Annotated in this window: 13 protein-coding genes; 7 read left to right on the forward strand and 6 right to left on the reverse strand. The window is 60.0% G+C overall.

The genetic code is table 11. The annotated features are described in order from the left end of the window. Window positions 1–21: 21 nt before the first annotated feature. A complete protein-coding gene (locus tag TRIHO_RS17735; RefSeq protein ID WP_068246836.1) occupies window positions 22–699 on the reverse strand; it encodes a GntR family transcriptional regulator in 678 nt (225 codons plus the stop codon). Between the two features lie 46 nt (window positions 700–745). After that, on the reverse strand, window positions 746–1648 hold the full coding sequence (locus TRIHO_RS17740) for a dihydrodipicolinate synthase family protein (RefSeq protein ID WP_068246839.1): 903 nt from the start codon (window positions 1646–1648) through the stop codon (window positions 746–748). Between the two features lie 199 nt (window positions 1649–1847). Between TRIHO_RS17740 and TRIHO_RS17745 the strand changes: the two genes are divergently transcribed. Genes TRIHO_RS17745 through TRIHO_RS17755 form a run of 3 tightly spaced genes read left to right on the forward strand, consistent with a single transcriptional unit; the run spans window position 1848 to window position 4681 of the window. Then, a complete protein-coding gene (locus tag TRIHO_RS17745) occupies window positions 1848–2840 on the forward strand; it encodes a sialic acid TRAP transporter substrate-binding protein SiaP (protein WP_068246804.1) in 993 nt (330 codons plus the stop codon). 5 nt (window positions 2841–2845) lie between these two features. Then, on the forward strand, window positions 2846–3361 hold the full coding sequence (locus TRIHO_RS17750) for a TRAP transporter small permease (RefSeq protein ID WP_068246842.1): 516 nt from the start codon (window positions 2846–2848) through the stop codon (window positions 3359–3361). A gap of 15 nt (window positions 3362–3376) precedes the next feature. Beyond that, on the forward strand, window positions 3377–4681 hold the full coding sequence (locus TRIHO_RS17755; RefSeq protein WP_068246807.1) for a TRAP transporter large permease: 1305 nt from the start codon (window positions 3377–3379) through the stop codon (window positions 4679–4681). Between the two features lie 79 nt (window positions 4682–4760). Here TRIHO_RS17755 and TRIHO_RS17760 read toward each other — a convergent pair whose 3' ends face one another. From TRIHO_RS17760 to TRIHO_RS17775, 4 genes are read right to left on the reverse strand one after another with little or no spacing between them, the layout of a single operon-like run. Beyond that, entirely contained in the window at window positions 4761–6164 is a 1404-nt protein-coding gene (locus tag TRIHO_RS17760; protein ID WP_068246810.1) for a mannitol dehydrogenase family protein, read from the reverse strand. Next, entirely contained in the window at window positions 6161–8515 is a 2355-nt protein-coding gene (locus tag TRIHO_RS17765) for a glycoside hydrolase family 31 protein (RefSeq protein WP_068246814.1), read from the reverse strand. The genes TRIHO_RS17760 and TRIHO_RS17765 overlap by 4 nt, the downstream gene beginning before the upstream one ends. Further along, window positions 8515–9816 carry a TRAP transporter large permease gene (locus TRIHO_RS17770; protein WP_068246817.1) on the reverse strand — a complete coding sequence of 434 codons (1302 nt, stop codon included), beginning with the start codon at window positions 9814–9816 and terminating at the stop codon, window positions 8515–8517. The genes TRIHO_RS17765 and TRIHO_RS17770 overlap by 1 nt, the downstream gene beginning before the upstream one ends. A gap of 9 nt (window positions 9817–9825) precedes the next feature. Then, window positions 9826–10341 carry a TRAP transporter small permease gene (locus TRIHO_RS17775; RefSeq protein ID WP_068246821.1) on the reverse strand — a complete coding sequence of 172 codons (516 nt, stop codon included), beginning with the start codon at window positions 10339–10341 and terminating at the stop codon, window positions 9826–9828. Window positions 10342–10600: 259 nt separating this feature from the next. On the opposite strand from TRIHO_RS17775, the gene TRIHO_RS17780 reads away from it, so the two are divergent. From TRIHO_RS17780 to uxuA, 4 genes are all read left to right on the forward strand, one after another. After that, a complete protein-coding gene (locus TRIHO_RS17780) occupies window positions 10601–11575 on the forward strand; it encodes a TRAP transporter substrate-binding protein (protein ID WP_068246824.1) in 975 nt (324 codons plus the stop codon). 21 nt (window positions 11576–11596) lie between these two features. After that, complete coding sequence (locus TRIHO_RS17785; RefSeq protein ID WP_068246827.1) at window positions 11597–13411, forward strand: glycoside hydrolase family 2 protein; 1815 nt, start codon at window positions 11597–11599, stop codon at window positions 13409–13411. After that, window positions 13408–14139 carry an FCD domain-containing protein gene (locus tag TRIHO_RS17790; RefSeq protein WP_068246830.1) on the forward strand — a complete coding sequence of 244 codons (732 nt, stop codon included), beginning with the start codon at window positions 13408–13410 and terminating at the stop codon, window positions 14137–14139. The genes TRIHO_RS17785 and TRIHO_RS17790 overlap by 4 nt, the downstream gene beginning before the upstream one ends. 63 nt (window positions 14140–14202) lie before the next feature. Beyond that, on the forward strand, window positions 14203–15363 hold the full coding sequence (gene uxuA / locus TRIHO_RS17795; RefSeq protein ID WP_068246834.1) for a mannonate dehydratase: 1161 nt from the start codon (window positions 14203–14205) through the stop codon (window positions 15361–15363). Window positions 15364–15601: the final 238 nt, after the last annotated feature.

The raw sequence follows: 15601 nt of genomic DNA on the forward strand, positions 1-15601 counted from the left end.
GTCATCGATGCAAGTCCTGGCCTAGAGCTCAAGCGCGCGCTCGCGGGCGTTGGCGATATGGCGATCCATTGCCGCCGCGGCTTTCACCGCATCTCGGGCCAGAAGGGCGTCGATCACTGCGATGTGATCGGCAAAGGCTGCCGGCAGGGTGACAGCCGTAAGGCGGATGCGGTCCAATTTGATCAGGCGGATCCTGATGGAATTGATGTCATAGGCGGATTTGATAAGTTCGTTGCCAGTGGATTTCACCAGCAGCATGTGGAAATTCGTATCGATCTCCTGCCCCCGTGCCAGCGCCGCATCAGACGGGGTCTCCCGCACTGACTCCACCAGATCACGGTGGAGGGCAAGCTGGGTCTGAAGGACGTCATCCGGCAAAGTCCGCAGGGCATGCAGCACCGCCTCCCGCTCAAGCGCGGCGCGCATCTGGAAGGCATCGCGGATCATCGGCAGGTCTATGGCGGGGATCTGGATGCCGCGCTGCGGCAGGACATGAATCAGTGCCTCGCTTTCCAGGCGCGGCAAAACTTCGCGCAGGGCGCCGATGGAAAGGCCTAACATGTCGACAAGATCACGCTGGCTCACCAATTGACCTGGACGAAGGCGCCCTTCCAGAAGCGCCTTCTGGAATTCCTCATAGCCCGATTGGCGCACCCGCCCATCGTGCCGTCTACTGCTGTCTTCGCTCCGCTTCGCCACTTCGCCTTCCTTCCTTTTCTTGTCCAGGCCCGCGCCCACCTCAGGATCACGCAGACGCGTGGACCTGCGCAAGGCCCAGTTCAGCGCATATCGCCTTGCACCGCGCATCGGCGAGCGGAGCCAGAGGGGGCAAGACCGCAGACCAAGTCGGATCGTCATACAGCGCACCAAGCAGCGCCTTGACGACGACCAGCCCACCATTGCCGTCCACCGCCTCGATCCGCTTCGCGGCCCGCGCCCGCAGACTGTCATCCGCGTGCCCCATGTAAAGCGCGACACAATCTGCCGGAAAAAGATTGACCATGCCGCCGATCATCCCAGCCCCCCCGGCCGCAACCATGTTCGGCACAATCCGATCGTCCCCGGTAAAGATCGACAGCTCTGGAAAAGCCTCTATCAGAGCCAGCCCACTATCGAGATTGCCGGTGGAATCCTTGAGGCCAATCACCAAATTGCCCAATCGCGCCTGAACCATACGAACGAGCGTCGGCGTGAAAGTGACGCCCGAAAAGAAGGGAAAGTTGTAAAGAACAATTTCAAGCCCAGGCCGACCAGCGCGTGCAACAACGGCGGCGTAAAAATCCGCCACGGCTGCATCCGAACTCGCAGTGTAGTAAAAGGGCGGAATGATCAGCGCGGCGCGGCAACCCAACTCGGCGCAAGCCGCGTAGAGCGCCGCAGCATCATCAACGGACGCGGCAATAATGCCGGGCACCTGCCGCCCCATATCGTGGCCTGCGGCCTTCATCGCCCGCAGCGCCTCGATCTTCTGGCGTGATGACAGCGAGGCACCCTCGCCAGTAGTTCCAAACACGGACGTGAAGGCACAGCCCGCCGCGCGCATTTTTTCGCAATGGGTCAGCAGGCGTGTCAAATCGATATCCTGCCCCGGTGAAACCGGCGTAACGGCGGCGCCAACCACCCCTTTGAAATCGGTTCCTGCGCGCATCTGGGTGGCCTTTCTGAATGAAAACAGGGCGTTGCTCATCGATACTCTTAGTCATAGCATAACTGATCCAATCAGTGTTTACATAAGCGAAATCTCTTTGTAAAGTCCTGCCAGTCGCCGCGCAAAGAGGAGCTTGCCTTTTGGCAGTGCTGCGGTTGAACTGCCTTGCAACACACGTCTTTTTGGGGAGGACAAGATAATGAAACTCACACGCACACTGGCCGCGTTCGCAATGGGCACCGCCCTGGTTGCGCCCGTGCAGGCCGCCGCTGATCCGATTGAGATCAAATACACCACTGCTTCGGTGCCCAGCGATCTGCACACCCGTGCGATGCAGGTATTCAAGGATGAGCTGGAAGCCCGCGCCGCCGGCGCCTTCGATGTGCAGCTTTTCGATTCCGGATCGCTCTTTGCACAAGGTGCCGATCTGGACGCCCTGCAACGCGGCAATGCCGAGATGACCTATTTGTCCTATCAGCTGATTGCTGATGCCATTCCGGAATACAGCCTGCTCACTGCCGGTTACCTGTTCCAAAACCCCGCCCATTACCGGACCTTCCTCGCCTCTGATATTGGCGCTGAATTCAAAGCAAAAGTCTCTGAAGAGATGGACGTCCAGCTGTTGGATACCTGCTACCTCGGCACCCGCCAGCTAAACCTGCGCAAAGCACGGGATGTCCAGACACCCGCGGACCTGGATGGCCTGAAACTGCGTATGCCCGGCTCTGACGCCTGGCTGTTCCTCGGCTCAGCACTTGGCGCCGCCCCGACGCCACTACCCTTCGGCGAAGTCTACCTCGGGCTGCAAACCGGCACTATCGACGCGCAGGACAATCCGCTGCCAACCGTGGAAGCCGCGAAATTCTACGAAGTCACCAAACAGATCGTTCTTACCAGCCACCTGGTCGACGGCATCAACATCGCCATCAACAACGAAACCTGGGACAAACTTTCGGACGATCAGAAAACGGCCGTGAGCGAAGCAGCGGTGGCGTCTTGTGATTGGAACAACGCCGAGCGCACTGCAAACGAAGAGCGCCTTGTGGATTTTTTGACCTCCGAAGGGCTGCAGGTTGTGACGCCTGACGTCGATGCCTTCCGTACCCATGTACAGGATGTCTATTTCTCGTCCGAACGCTCCAAATCCTGGCCCGAAGGCTGGGTCGAGCAGATCAACGCCATGGCGGAGTGAGCCGTGTGAGCGCACGTGCAGACGAACAAGCTTCGACCCTGCTCGACAATCTCGGCCGCCTGCTTTCCCGGGCGGCCGATGTTGTCGGGATCACGTTGTTTCTGGCGGCTTTCGCTGGTTTCATCCTGCAGGTTTTCTTTCGCTATGTGATGGGGACGCCACTGATCTGGTCGGAAGAATTCGTGATGATCGCGTTTATCTGGACGGTATTCTGGGCGGCCGCCTTTATCGTTCCGATCCGCGAGCACGTGACCTTTGATGTGGTCTACGTTGTTCTGTCACCAGCATGGCAGCGCGCACTGGCGATTTTTGCCATGATCACCGGCATAATCGCCTTTGGACTGCTGGTCCTGCCGGTGCTCGACTACCTCGACTTCCTAACCCGCAAGAAAAGCCCGGTGCTGCGTATTCCAATGCACTGGATTTATGGCTGCTACCTGTTCTTCGTGGTGGGTTTCCTTTTCAAACTGCTTGCCCGCCTGATCCAGCTACTCGGACCGAATTGGCGCAAGGCCCTCTAATTCATAGGCTTTTCGATGGAATTCTTTACCGATAACGCGCTCTTGCTGATGATCGGGCTGCTGATAGCTACCACTGTTGCGGGCCTGCCGATGGGCATCGCCATGATCGTGTCCAGCGTGTTTTACCTGCTGATGGCAGGGCGTGATGTGGGACTCGCGGCGGAAAACGTCCTGAATGGTGTGTTCGGCAATTTCGTCGCTCTTGCCGTGCCGCTGTTCATCTTTGCCGCCAATATCATGAACGCTGGCAAGGTGTCGGATCGATTGCTCGCCTTCGCACTTGCACTGGTCGGGCGCGTGCCCGGTGGGCTGGCGCAGGTGAATATCCTGACGTCGTTGATCTTTTCCGGCATGTCCGGCTCGGCGATCTCCGATGCCGCCGGCGTGGGAAAGGTCATCACCGATATGATGACGAAAGACGGGCGCTACCCGCGCGGCTTTGCCGGGGCCATCACCGCGACATCCGCCGTTATCGGGCCGATCTTTCCGCCGTCGATCCCGATGGTCTTTTACGCGCTGATCTCCTCCACATCCGTTGGCGCACTCTTCTTGGGCGGTGTCGTGCCGGCGCTCCTGCTTGTAGTGGTACTTGGGGTTGCTGTGATGATCATGGCAAAACTCCGCGGGTTCCCAGTGGAAGAGGCGATCCTGTGGCGAGCCTTTCCCCTGATTTTTCTGCGTGCGCTGCCTGCGCTCCTGATGCCTGTGATCTTGCTTGGCGGCATCTACTCCGGTGTTTTCACCCCGACAGAAGCCGCCGCCGTCTCCGCCTTTTACGCCCTGCTTTTGGCCGCTTTTGCTTATCGGGTGTTGGGCTGGCTTGAGTTTTTTGAAGTTGTACGCGCCACGGTGCGCACGACGGCCGTCGTCACCATCGTGCTGTGCGGGGCTTTCATCTTCAACTATGTCATTACGGTTGAGCGGGTACCGCTGCAGGTGTTCGGCCTGTTTGAAAGCATGGAGCTGAGCACCATAGAATTCCTGTTGCTGCTCAACTTGCTGTATCTGGTCATGGGCTGTTTTCTGGATGTGTCCACCATCATGCTGGTGGTCACGCCGCTTTTCATCCCGACAGCTGCTGCCCTGGGCATTGACCTGACCCATCTCGGCGTTGTTCTGGTGTTCAATATGATGCTTGGGTTGATTACGCCGCCTTATGGCATCCTTCTTTTCATTATCAAGGCATTGAACGGCATCCCCGTGGGCGAGATGATCCGCGAAGTTTGGATCTTTCTGGCGATCCTGATTTCGATCCTGATGCTTTTGACCTTTGTGCCCCAGCTGGTGCTCTGGCTGCCCACAGCGGCGGGGATGCTGTAGGCAGGCCTGAAAATGCGCTGATCTTAGTGGCGCGGCGCTGAGTGACATGCCCGAGGGCCAGCCCGAAGTCCCCGGCGGCTCAGGCGCAGGCGGCGACTGCGGCTTTGAGATCGACTTCGACGCGCGCAAAGGCTCGCTGGACGCCCGCCATGAATATGTCATTCGCGGCGAGATCTGCGGGTGCCAGGGAGGGAAGCGACAGGACGGCAGCCACGGGATCATCTGCCTGCACTGCGCGGTGTAGCTCCTGCTGGCGTGGGTCGTCGATGGGAGGAAGTGATCGAAGCCCCTGGATCCAGGCCGCAATCGCAAGGGCGGAAACGGACCAGGGGCGACCCGCCGCGATATTGGCAGCAACAGGCGCAAATAGCCGCTGCGGCATCTTCTGACTGCTGTCGGTGGCGATCTGCGCCAGTCGGTGCCGCAGGCGGGTGTTTTCAAAGCGCAACAGCAGATCATCCGCGTAATCCGCGATCCGGACGCCGGCGGGTAGCTGCAGGGTCGGCGCTTGTTCGGCCAGCATCAGACGTCGCAGCAGATCGCGCAAACCAGCATCCGCCATGCAATCCGCGACCGTTTCATAACCGAGCAACTGACCCGTCCAGGCCAGCGTCGTATGCGCACCGTTCAAGAGGCGCAATTTCATCTCCTCGAAAGGTCGCACATCCTTGACCAGAACGGCCCCCCCGTCGGCAAAGGGTGGCGGCGGGCCAACAAAATCATCCTCGATGACCCATTGGCGAAAAGGTTCGCACAGGATCGCGTTTGGATCCGGTCGACCCAAGGCATTCTGGACGGCGGCTCGGCTGTCATCGGTCATCGCCGGAACAATCCTGTCGACCATCGACGAGGGGAACCGGACATGCGCGGCGATCCAGGCGGCAAGCGCAGGATCGCGGGCCTCGGCAAAGCCCAGAACAGCGGCCCGGGTCAGGACCCCATTGTGGGGCTGGTTGTCACAGGACAGAATGGTGAGGCCGCTCAGACCCGCTGCGCGCCGACGCCCAAGCCCTGACACGATGACGCCGATCGCCGTTGAGGGGGCGCCCCCCGCCAGATCCGACTTTACACCGGGATGGTCGAAATCCAGCGCGCCATCCCGCGTACAATAACCCTTTTCCGTGATCGTCAGCAGGATAAGCGACATCTGAGGGCTGGCGATCAGTGCTGGCAGGGCGTCGGTCCCATCGCGCACCGGGTGGCAACTACCGCGCAGGACGCCGATCTCGCGCAGGGTTACCGTGTCGCCATCGGCTTCGGCCACGTGATAGCGCCCGTCGGCTGTGTCCAGCGCATCAAGCGCCGCGACGCCGGAATTGAGCCGGGCCGCCACCACGCCCCAGTCACCACCTGCCACGGTCAGCCCGTGATGCAGGTACACCATGGGATGGGCGCGCGCGAATGCACCGAAACCCAGGTGCAAAATTCGGGGGCGCAGGGTGGTGGGATCATAGGAACACGGAACGTGGGTGCAGGTCGTCATAGGGGGATCCTTGTCTCTGTGAGTAGCGTCCGGCGTTCGCCTGCGGGCAGGATGATGTCCGCCTCCGGGATCACCGGGCGGCCTGGCCCTTCGCTCCGTGTGGTCAGTCGGATAGCCTCGTCATCGCTGGTCAGTTCAAGATGTGTGAGACACCAAGCGCCATCTTTGGTGCTGCCATCGTCTTCGAACAGAAAACTTGTTCCCTGGTCATGGCCCATCGCCGGAAAGAGCGCCAGAACGCGCGCGGTCTCCGCATCAGGGGTGGCGCGCGCGGCACCGAGCCCCATCGGGATCACCGCACCGCCCCGTACAAACAGCGGAATGGTCGCGGGTTCCACTGGTAAATCAAGCCACTGGCCGCCGTCGTGCCAGAGACCGGTCTGGAAATCCCACCAGCCGCCCGGATGGCGCGGCAAATAAACCGAGCGCGTCTCTGCCCCTTTGTCGAGCACGGTTGCCACCAGAAGATCACGCCCGAGCAGGAAGCTGTCGCTTTCGCTCCAGGCTTCCGGATCCTGCCCAAAATCGAGAAAAAGCGGTCGCAGCATTGGTTCGCTCTGCTGCGCAGCCTGCCAAAGGCAGGTATAGAGATACGGCAAGAGCTGATAGCGCAGGCGAATGGCGTCCCGGATCAGGTCTGCCACCTCCGGATACATCCACGGTTCATTCACTGTCGCATCATCGTTCCAGGAATGGATGGTGAAGCGCGGGTGAAAGATACCGTTCTGCACCCAGCGCAGGAACAGTTCCGGCTCTGGTCGCGGACCGGAGAAACCGCCAACATCATGGCCAATGTTGTAAAACCCCGAAAGGCTCATTCCCAGACCCATGCGCTGATTCCAGCGCAGGGTCTTCCAGTCGGTGCGGTTGTCGCCGCTCCAGGTCTGGGCATAGCGCTGCAACCCAGGCGCACCGGAGCGACTGATCAGATAGGGCCGCGTGTCCGGCGCGTGAGCCTGCTGCGCCTCGGCCGAGGCGCGCGTCATCAGGATCGGCATGACGGGTCGCATCAAGGCAATGTCGATACTATCCCCAAAGCCGGCGCATTGCGCGTGTCGATCCCAGATCTCGTATTCGTTGTTGTCGTTCCAGGTCGAACCGATACCGCGCCCCAACAAGGCCGTGGTGACGTTGGACTTCCACCAGTCCACCGTGGCTGCATTGGTGAAATCAAGGTGAGACCCCTCGTCGTCCCAGAACACCGACCGTTCGGGCCCGCAATTCGCGTCCGCCTCGGGGCTCGCACGAAGGAACAATCCTGCATCCGCAACCTCGCCATAGCGGGGGTGGTCCTGCAACAGGCAAGGCTTGATATTGGCGATCAGATGGATGCCCTTATCCGCAAACTTCGCCGCCATGCCTTCGGGATCGGGCATCTTGTCGTCATTCCAGTTAAAAACGTACCGCTTGGCACCAATCGACGTATACCCCGAGGACATCTGGAAACTGTCACAGGGGATCTGATGTGCTTCAATCTGGTCGAGGAACCCCTCCAATTGCGCCTGCGCATCCGGGGCGTCGGTATAGGACATCGTGGAGCCGGAATAGCCAAGGCTCCACCGGGGTGGGAAGGCCGTGCCGCCGGTCAGTTGCTCCTGGCGTTTCACAAGGTCCAGCAGCTCCGGTGCCCAGGACATGTAGAAATCCAGATCCCCATCCTCTGCCCGATAGGCACGGTAGGGCGCGTGGTAGTTGTCCAGCTCATTGCCGAGATCGAACCAGCAGCTGGCCAGATTGTCATAGAAGATCGACCAGCAGCCGGCGGTTTCGGTGCGCGTCAGGGTGAAGGGGACGTGTTTGTAAAGCGGGTCGGTCCGCTCTGCGTCATATCCCATCGCGTCAAGGTTGCGCATCTCGTAGCGTTTGCCAGCCCGGTTGAGCGGCCCGGTCTTCTCCCCAAGGCCAAATACCGCCTCACCCGCGGTGCGGGACAGAAAATGCGCGTGCGCGTGGTCGCGCAGGCCAAGGTGGATGCCCCCGGTGGCGCGATCCTTGGCAAAACAGTGCCACTCGCCATCGATCCGCGCCTCCCAGATCATCTGCAGCGGTGTCAACACCCGCAAGCGCAGGGTCTCTGTTGCGATGCAGATTTCGTCCGACGTGGTCGTGACCTTCGGACTGGGGCAGGAAAATCCCGACAGGTCCTGGCGATCCCGACCGGCCCAGGGCGCATCCCCGCCCGGTGCAACGGTCCATGTGCGCCCCAGACGCCAGGCCCCGTCCTTTTGCAAGGAGACCCGGAACAGGGTTGGCTCCAGCACGCAGATTTGCAGCAGGTGGCGCCCTTCGAGGCGCAGCGTGACGCCGGTGGCGGTCTCTGCCGCCAGCTCCCAGGATTTCAAGCACTTCATTATTGATACCCAAGCAGCAGACGAGGAAGGAACAGGCTGATTTCAGGCACATAGGTCACCAGCATCAGCAGGCCGAACAACAATGCGTAGAACGGCAGCAACGGGCGGATCACCTTGGCGATGGATGTGCCGCCGACCGAGCACCCGACAAACAACGCCGACCCCACCGGAGGGGTGCAGATCCCGATGCAGAGGTTCAGCGTCATCACGATGCCGAAATGGACGGGATCCATCCCCAGACCTTTGACCACCGGCATGAAAATCGGGGTGAAGATCAGCAGCGCTGGCGTCATGTCCATGAAGGTCCCGACAATCAGCAAAGCAATGTTGATGGCCAACAGAATGGCGAGCGGATTGTCCGACAGCCCAAGCAGGAAATCCGAAATCGCAAAGGGGATGCCGCCAAAGGCCATCACCCGGCTCATTGCGATCGACGCTCCGATCATCAACAGCACGACCGAAGTGGTCACCGCGCTTTCAATCAGGATTCGTGGCATATCCTTCAACGTGATCTCGCGATACCAGATCAGCGCCAACGCCAAAGTATAGAGAACCGCCGCGGCGGAGGCTTCGGTTGCGGTGAATACGCCAGAGATGATGCCTCCCATGACGATCACGATCAGTCCCAGCGGCAACACCGCGTCGCGAGCGGCCGCCCAGACCTCGCTCAGGGCCGGGCGCGGAGCCACCGGATAGCCGCGGCGCTTGGCAATGATCCCGGCGACGATCATCAACCCCACGCCCATCAGGATCCCCGGCACATAGCCCGCCACAAAGAGCGCGGCGATAGAGGTTCCCCCGGTAATCAGTGAATAAACGATCAGCGTCGCAGAGGGCGGGATCAGGAGCCCGGTCGGGCAGGAGGCGATATTGACGGCAGCGGAAAACGCCGGGTCGTAGCCTTCCTTTTTTTGCAGCGGCGCCATCACGCCCCCAACAGCAGCAGCCGAGGCCACGGCGGAACCGGAGATCGAGCCGAACATCATGTTGGCGATCACGTTGCAATGGGCCAGCGCGCCGGGCAGACGCCCCCCCAGAACCTTGGCAAAGTTAATAAGCCGCATGGCAATGCCACCGCGGTTCATGATGTTGCCTGCCAGGATGAAAAAGGGAATGGCCAGCAGGGTGAAACTGTCGAGACCAGAGGCCATCTGCTGCGCCACGATGAACAGCGATTGATCCACCCCCATGAACAGGAAAAAGGTGACTGTCGTCGCGATACCAATCGAAAAGGCGATCGGCACCCCCAGCGCCATGAGAATGCCAAAGCTGCCAAAAAGAAGAAAAATAGGAGTCGTCATGTCGCCGCCTTAGTCCAGAGGTCCGCCAACCGGCATCGTGTCGCCCGCATCCGGCCTGAATGGACCATCGCGCCACAGTTCAAACGCGAAGATCGCGCAATAATAGAGGATGATGGCGCCGGCAAAGGGGATCGCGCCATAGACATAGCCCATCGGGATTTGCAGGGCCGGAGTGACCTGGCCAGAGGCAAAGGTCTTCCACACCAGCTGGCCGCCGCCTTTGACCATCACCATGCCGACAAAGATCGCGACCGCCGCCAGGGAGAACCCTTCCAGCACCGCACGCGGCCGTCCGGCGAGCTTTTGGGTCAGCAGATCAATGGCCAGGTGACGGCGAAGACCCATGGTATAGGCCCCACCAATGAGCGCCAGCCACATGAACAGGAACCGCGCCAGCTCATCTGTGACCGTGGAGGGCGTGCCAAGGATATAGCGGCTGATCACCTGCCAGGTGACGCAGGCCACTAGAACCACAAATATCACCGTAATCACGGCCTTGAGGAGCGTATCAACGAACGACCTCATAGGCGGCGCTCCCCGTCTGCGCGAGGCATTGCGATCCGAGTCATAGGTTTCCTCCCCTTCACCGGCTTGCCAATTCTGATGGCGACCCTTGCCCAGAAAACTAAATTGGTCAACCAATTTGTCGATTTATCCGAAATTTCGCGGCAACATCCCGAAATTCAAAAATTTGGTTGACTGCATTTCGATTATGGGGAAGGTTTTCGCATTATTGGTTGACCAATTTAAAGCGGTCAAATCGAGACACTTGGGAGGAGAGACCATGAACAAAGTTTTCACCACGACGCTTTCTGCGCTGGCCCTGGCCGCATCGGCTGGGTTCGCTGGCGCTACCACGTTGAAACTCAATCACAACAACCCACCGGATCACCCGGTTCACATTTCCATGCAGATCATGGCGGACCGCGTGGCGGAACTGACCAATGATGAGATCAAGATCCAGATCTTCCCTAATGCGCAACTCGGCACCCAGCGCGAATCGATGGAGTTGGTGCAGAACTGTGCGTTGGAAATGGCGCGCTCCAATGCTTCCGAACTCGAAGCGTTCGAGGAAAGCTATTCCGCGCTGAACCTGCCCTACATCTTTGCCTCCGAAGAGCATTTTAACAATGTGATCACGGGCGACATCGGCCAGGACATCCTGAACGCCTCGGTCGACCAAGGATTTCGCGGCGTCGCCTTCTACACCGAAGGGGCCCGGTCCTTCTACGCGCAAAAGCCGATCATGTCCCCGGAAGATCTGAAAGGGGTGAAAGTCCGCGTGCAGCCCAGCCCTTCTGCGATCCGTATGGTCGAACTGCTTGGCGGCAACCCGACACCGATTTCCTGGGGCGAGCTTTACAGCGCGCTGCAGCAAGGTGTTGTAGACGCGGCTGAAAACAACCCCACCGCGCTGACCACCGCGCGCCACGGTGAGGTCGTCAGCGACTTTTCCCTCGACGAACACACGATGATCCCGTCGGTCGTGGTGATTTCAAACTGCGCCTGGGATGCTATGACAGCCGAACAGCAAGAGGCCATGCGCACGGCCGCGCTCGACTCGATGGCGGCCCATCGCGAGGCCTGGAATGCCGCCTCTGACGCCGCCATCGACGAGGCCAAGGCAACGCTGAACGTCAATATCCACACCGTGGACAAGGCACCCTTTGCCGAAGCCGTTTTGCCGATGCATGAAGAGGTCGCGGCGAAGTCCGAGCACCTCGCCGATCTGATCGACCGCATCAAAGCAACACAATAAAAGACTGAGGCACAGGCACCGATGTTGGAACGTTCCGAACTGGCTGACAACGCGCTGCAGGCACTGCATGATGAAGGGTACGACGCCCCTTTCAACACGCAGTCCCTCAACGCTGACACGCTGATCTTCACCCGTGGCCGCGAAGGGCTGTCACTGGCGGGGGATTGGAACTTCTGCGTCGATCTTCTGGACACCGGCCTGCGGCAGAAATGGTTCACCATGCTGCCCGAGGCCCCAGAGGACCGGGTCGAACCCTGGGATTACGATCCCTATATGGGCGAGACGGTGCCTGTGCCATCCTGCTGGCAGATGCAAAAGGAGAAGTGGTACTTCTTTGAAGGCTCTGCCTGGTACACGCGACCCCTGATGCACGACGCAGGCGCCGGTCGGCGCCAGATCCTGCGCATCGGCGCCGCGCAATATGATTGCAAGGTTTTCCTGAACGGAGAATTCCTTGGCAACCACTATGGTGGCTCAACCCCCTTCTGTGTCGAGTTGACCGAGGCGTTAAAGCCGGGTCAAAACTGGCTGATGCTCTGCGTCAACAACACCCGCACGCTTGACCGGGTGCCGATGCGCAATACCGATTGGTTCAACTACGGCGGCGTCTACCGCGAGGTCACGCTTTATGACCTGCCGCAGACGATAATCCGCGATCTGTTCGTACGCCTAGCGGGCAGCAAGATCCGCGTATCCGCCGTGGTCGACGGAGATGTGGCGCAGGCACGGGTCGCGATCCCCGAGCTTGGCGTCGATATCGCCGTGCCACTGATTGACGGCAAGGGAGACGTCAGCCTGGATGCCACGCCCGAGCTTTGGTCTCCCGAGACGCCGAAACTCTATGATGTAGTGTTCACAGCTGGTGAAGATCAGGTGCAGGACCGTGTCGGGTTCCGGAGCATTTCCCGCGAGGGGACAGAGATCCTGCTGAACGGGACGCCGATCTTTTTGCGGGGCATTTCGGTGCACGAAGATGACGAAACGCTTGGCAAAGTCACCTCTGACACCGATATTCGTCGCCGTTTCGCCCATGCAAAGGCGCTTGGCTGCAATTATTTGCGCCTCGCGCACTACCCGCACCACGAACGCGCAGCTGAGATTGCCGACGAAATGGGTCTGATGCTCTGGGAGGAAATTCCAGTCTACTGGGCAATTGATTTTGCCAATCCTGCCACCCGCCGCGACGCCGAAAACCAGCTCCGCGAACTCATTCGCCGGGATCGCAACCGTGCGAGCGTTATCATCTGGTCAGTCGGCAACGAAAATCCTGACACCGACGCGCGGCTTGATTTCATGCGGGGGCTGGCGGACATCGCCAAGGCCGAGGACCCCACCCGCCTGACCTCTGCCGCCTGCCTCGTGAACCATGCCAAGCTGAAGATCGAAGACCGGCTGGCCGACCATATCGATGTCATCGGCCTTAATGAATACTACGGCTGGTACGAGGAAAATTTCGAGGAACTGGCCGAAATCGGCCGGAACTCCTCACCCGACCGGCCTGTGGTGATCTCTGAAACCGGGGCAGATGGGGACAACACTCCCCAAGGCCCCGCGCGAGGCCTCTTCAGCCTTTCCTACCAGGACGAGGTCTACAAAAAGCAGATCGCCACCTTACGGGATCTGGACTATGTGAAAGGCATGTCGCCTTGGATCCTTTATGATTTCCGGGTCGAGCGGCGTCAGGGCATCTTTCAACGCGGCTGGAACCGCAAGGGTCTGATCGCAGCCGACAAAGAGACCAAAAAGCCGGCCTTTCACACACTCGCAGCCTATTACGCTGAGCGGGCCCAGCAGGATCAACGCGCTGCAGCTGGCGCCAAAAAGGGGCAAACATGAGCCAATACCGGCGGTATCAGGACGTAGCAGAGGCGCTCAGGGATGTCATTCGCGACGAAGGCTTTGCCATAGGAGACCGGTTGCCCCCGGAGCGTCAGCTGTCCGAGCGGCTTGCGGTGTCACGCTCATTGGTGCGCGAAGCCTTGATCATGCTGGAAATCGACGGCCTGGTCAAAGTCCGCAAAGGCTCCGGTATCTACCTCGCGGCTCCGTCGCCCGCGACGGCGCCCGCCGTGCGCGATGACATCGGACCGTTTGAACTGTTGCAAGCGCGGCAGTTGCTGGAAAGCTCGATCGCCGCCTTTGCTGCCGAGATGGTCACCAAGAACGATATCACCCGCATGCGCGAGGCGCTGGAGATCGAGCGGACCGATATCGAGGCCGGCAGCACCGATCACTCCGGTGACGAGTTGTTCCACCGTCTGATCGCCGAGGCGACGCAGAACTCGGTTCTGGTTGATATGCTGGACGAGTTGTGGCGCAAACGCGATCAAAGCCCGATGTGGGCAAAACTGCACACCCGGATCTTTGACGCCGACTATCGCCGGAATTGGCTGGAAGATCACCAGCAGATCCTGGCGGCGCTGCGGACCAAGGACTCGGTCGCCGCCCGCGCCGCAATGTGGCAGCACCTCGCCCATGTCCGTGAAACCCTGATGGAGCTGTCAGACGTTGATGACCCGGCTTTTGACGGCTATCTTTTCCAATCCATCTCCGCGCCGAACTAGCGGCGGCTCCTTCTTGCACCTGACACAACAGGTGCCTCAAAACGACAAGAACACGAGGCTCTCATGATCGAGACTTGGCGCTGGTTTGGCCCAAATGATCCGATAACGCTGGACGACATCCGTCAGGCCGGGGCAACAGGCATCGTCACGGCCCTGCACGACATGCCAAATGGCACCATCTGGCCAGTCGACGCGATCCAGGCCCGCCGTGACATGATCGCCGCGGCTGGTTTGCGGTGGGAGGTGGTCGAAAGCGTGCCGGTGCATGAGGATATCAAACGCGGCGCCCCCGGCTGGGAAGACAAGGCCGATGCCTGGGCGCAAACGATCCGCAACCTGGGAGCCTTTGGTATTCCCATCGTTTGCTACAACTTCATGCCATTGCTGGATTGGACCCGCACCGATCTCGCTTATCGCCTTGCCGATGGTGCACGCTGCCTGCGCTATGACGCGGTGGATGCTGCCGTCTTTGACATTCACATCCTCGGGCGCAAGAACGCCTCGGCCGATCACCTGCCAACGATTGTGGCTAGCGCTGACAAACGGCAGGCGACCATGAGCGAGGCAGACCGCGAGGCGCTGACCCGGACCATAATCGCAGGCCTTCCCGGTGCCGAAGAGAGCTTCGATCTTGAGAGTTTTCGGGCGCATCTGGCACTGTATGACGGCATTGACGCAGCTCAGTTGCGTCAAAATCTCAGGGCGTTTCTGACTCGCGTGGTGCCCGCCGCACAAGAGACAGGCCTGCGACTGGGCGTGCATCCCGATGATCCGCCCTATCCGATCTTCGGCTTGCCACGGGTCGTCTCCACCGCCGAGGACCTGCAAGCGATCCTTGCGATGGTGGACAGCCCCTCCAACGGGCTGACTTTTTGCACAGGCTCCCTAGGGGTTCGCGCGGACAATGATCTTGCGGCGATGCTGATGCGCTTTGGGAAACACTTGAACTTTCTCCATCTTCGGTCCACCCTGCGCGAAGACGATGGCGCCAGCTTCCATGAGGCCCCGCATCTGGATGGCGATGTCGATATGGTGGCAATCTGTCAGGCAGCGCTTGCCGCAGAGGCTGCACAGGGACGCGCCTTGCCCTTCCGTCCAGATCACGGCCATATGCTTGCCCAGGACCAGCGCGTCGATAGCACCCCAGGCTATCCCTATATCGGTCGCCTCCGCGGCCTTGCGGAACTGCGAGGGATCTTGCACACACTGCGCCGGCTGTCCTGACGGCAGCGTCAGCCTCCAGAACGGTTTGCGGGGTCCCTCTTGCCTTGCAATCGTTTTTTTCGCGCGGGGGGCATCGCTTCTTTTGCGGCCTTTTTCTTGCCATCACGGTTTTCAGGGACCAGCTCACTCAAACGCAAGAAGCCGCCTGTTAGGGCGGCTTTAAGCAACTGTTAAGTCGCGTTATTTGGTTGCGGGAGTAGGATTTGAACCTACGACCTTCAGGTTATGAGCCTGACGA

Origin of the sequence: Tritonibacter horizontis (assembly GCF_001518015.1) — a bacterium.
In the GTDB taxonomy this organism is placed as follows: Bacteria; Pseudomonadota; Alphaproteobacteria; order Rhodobacterales; family Rhodobacteraceae; genus Epibacterium; species Epibacterium horizontis.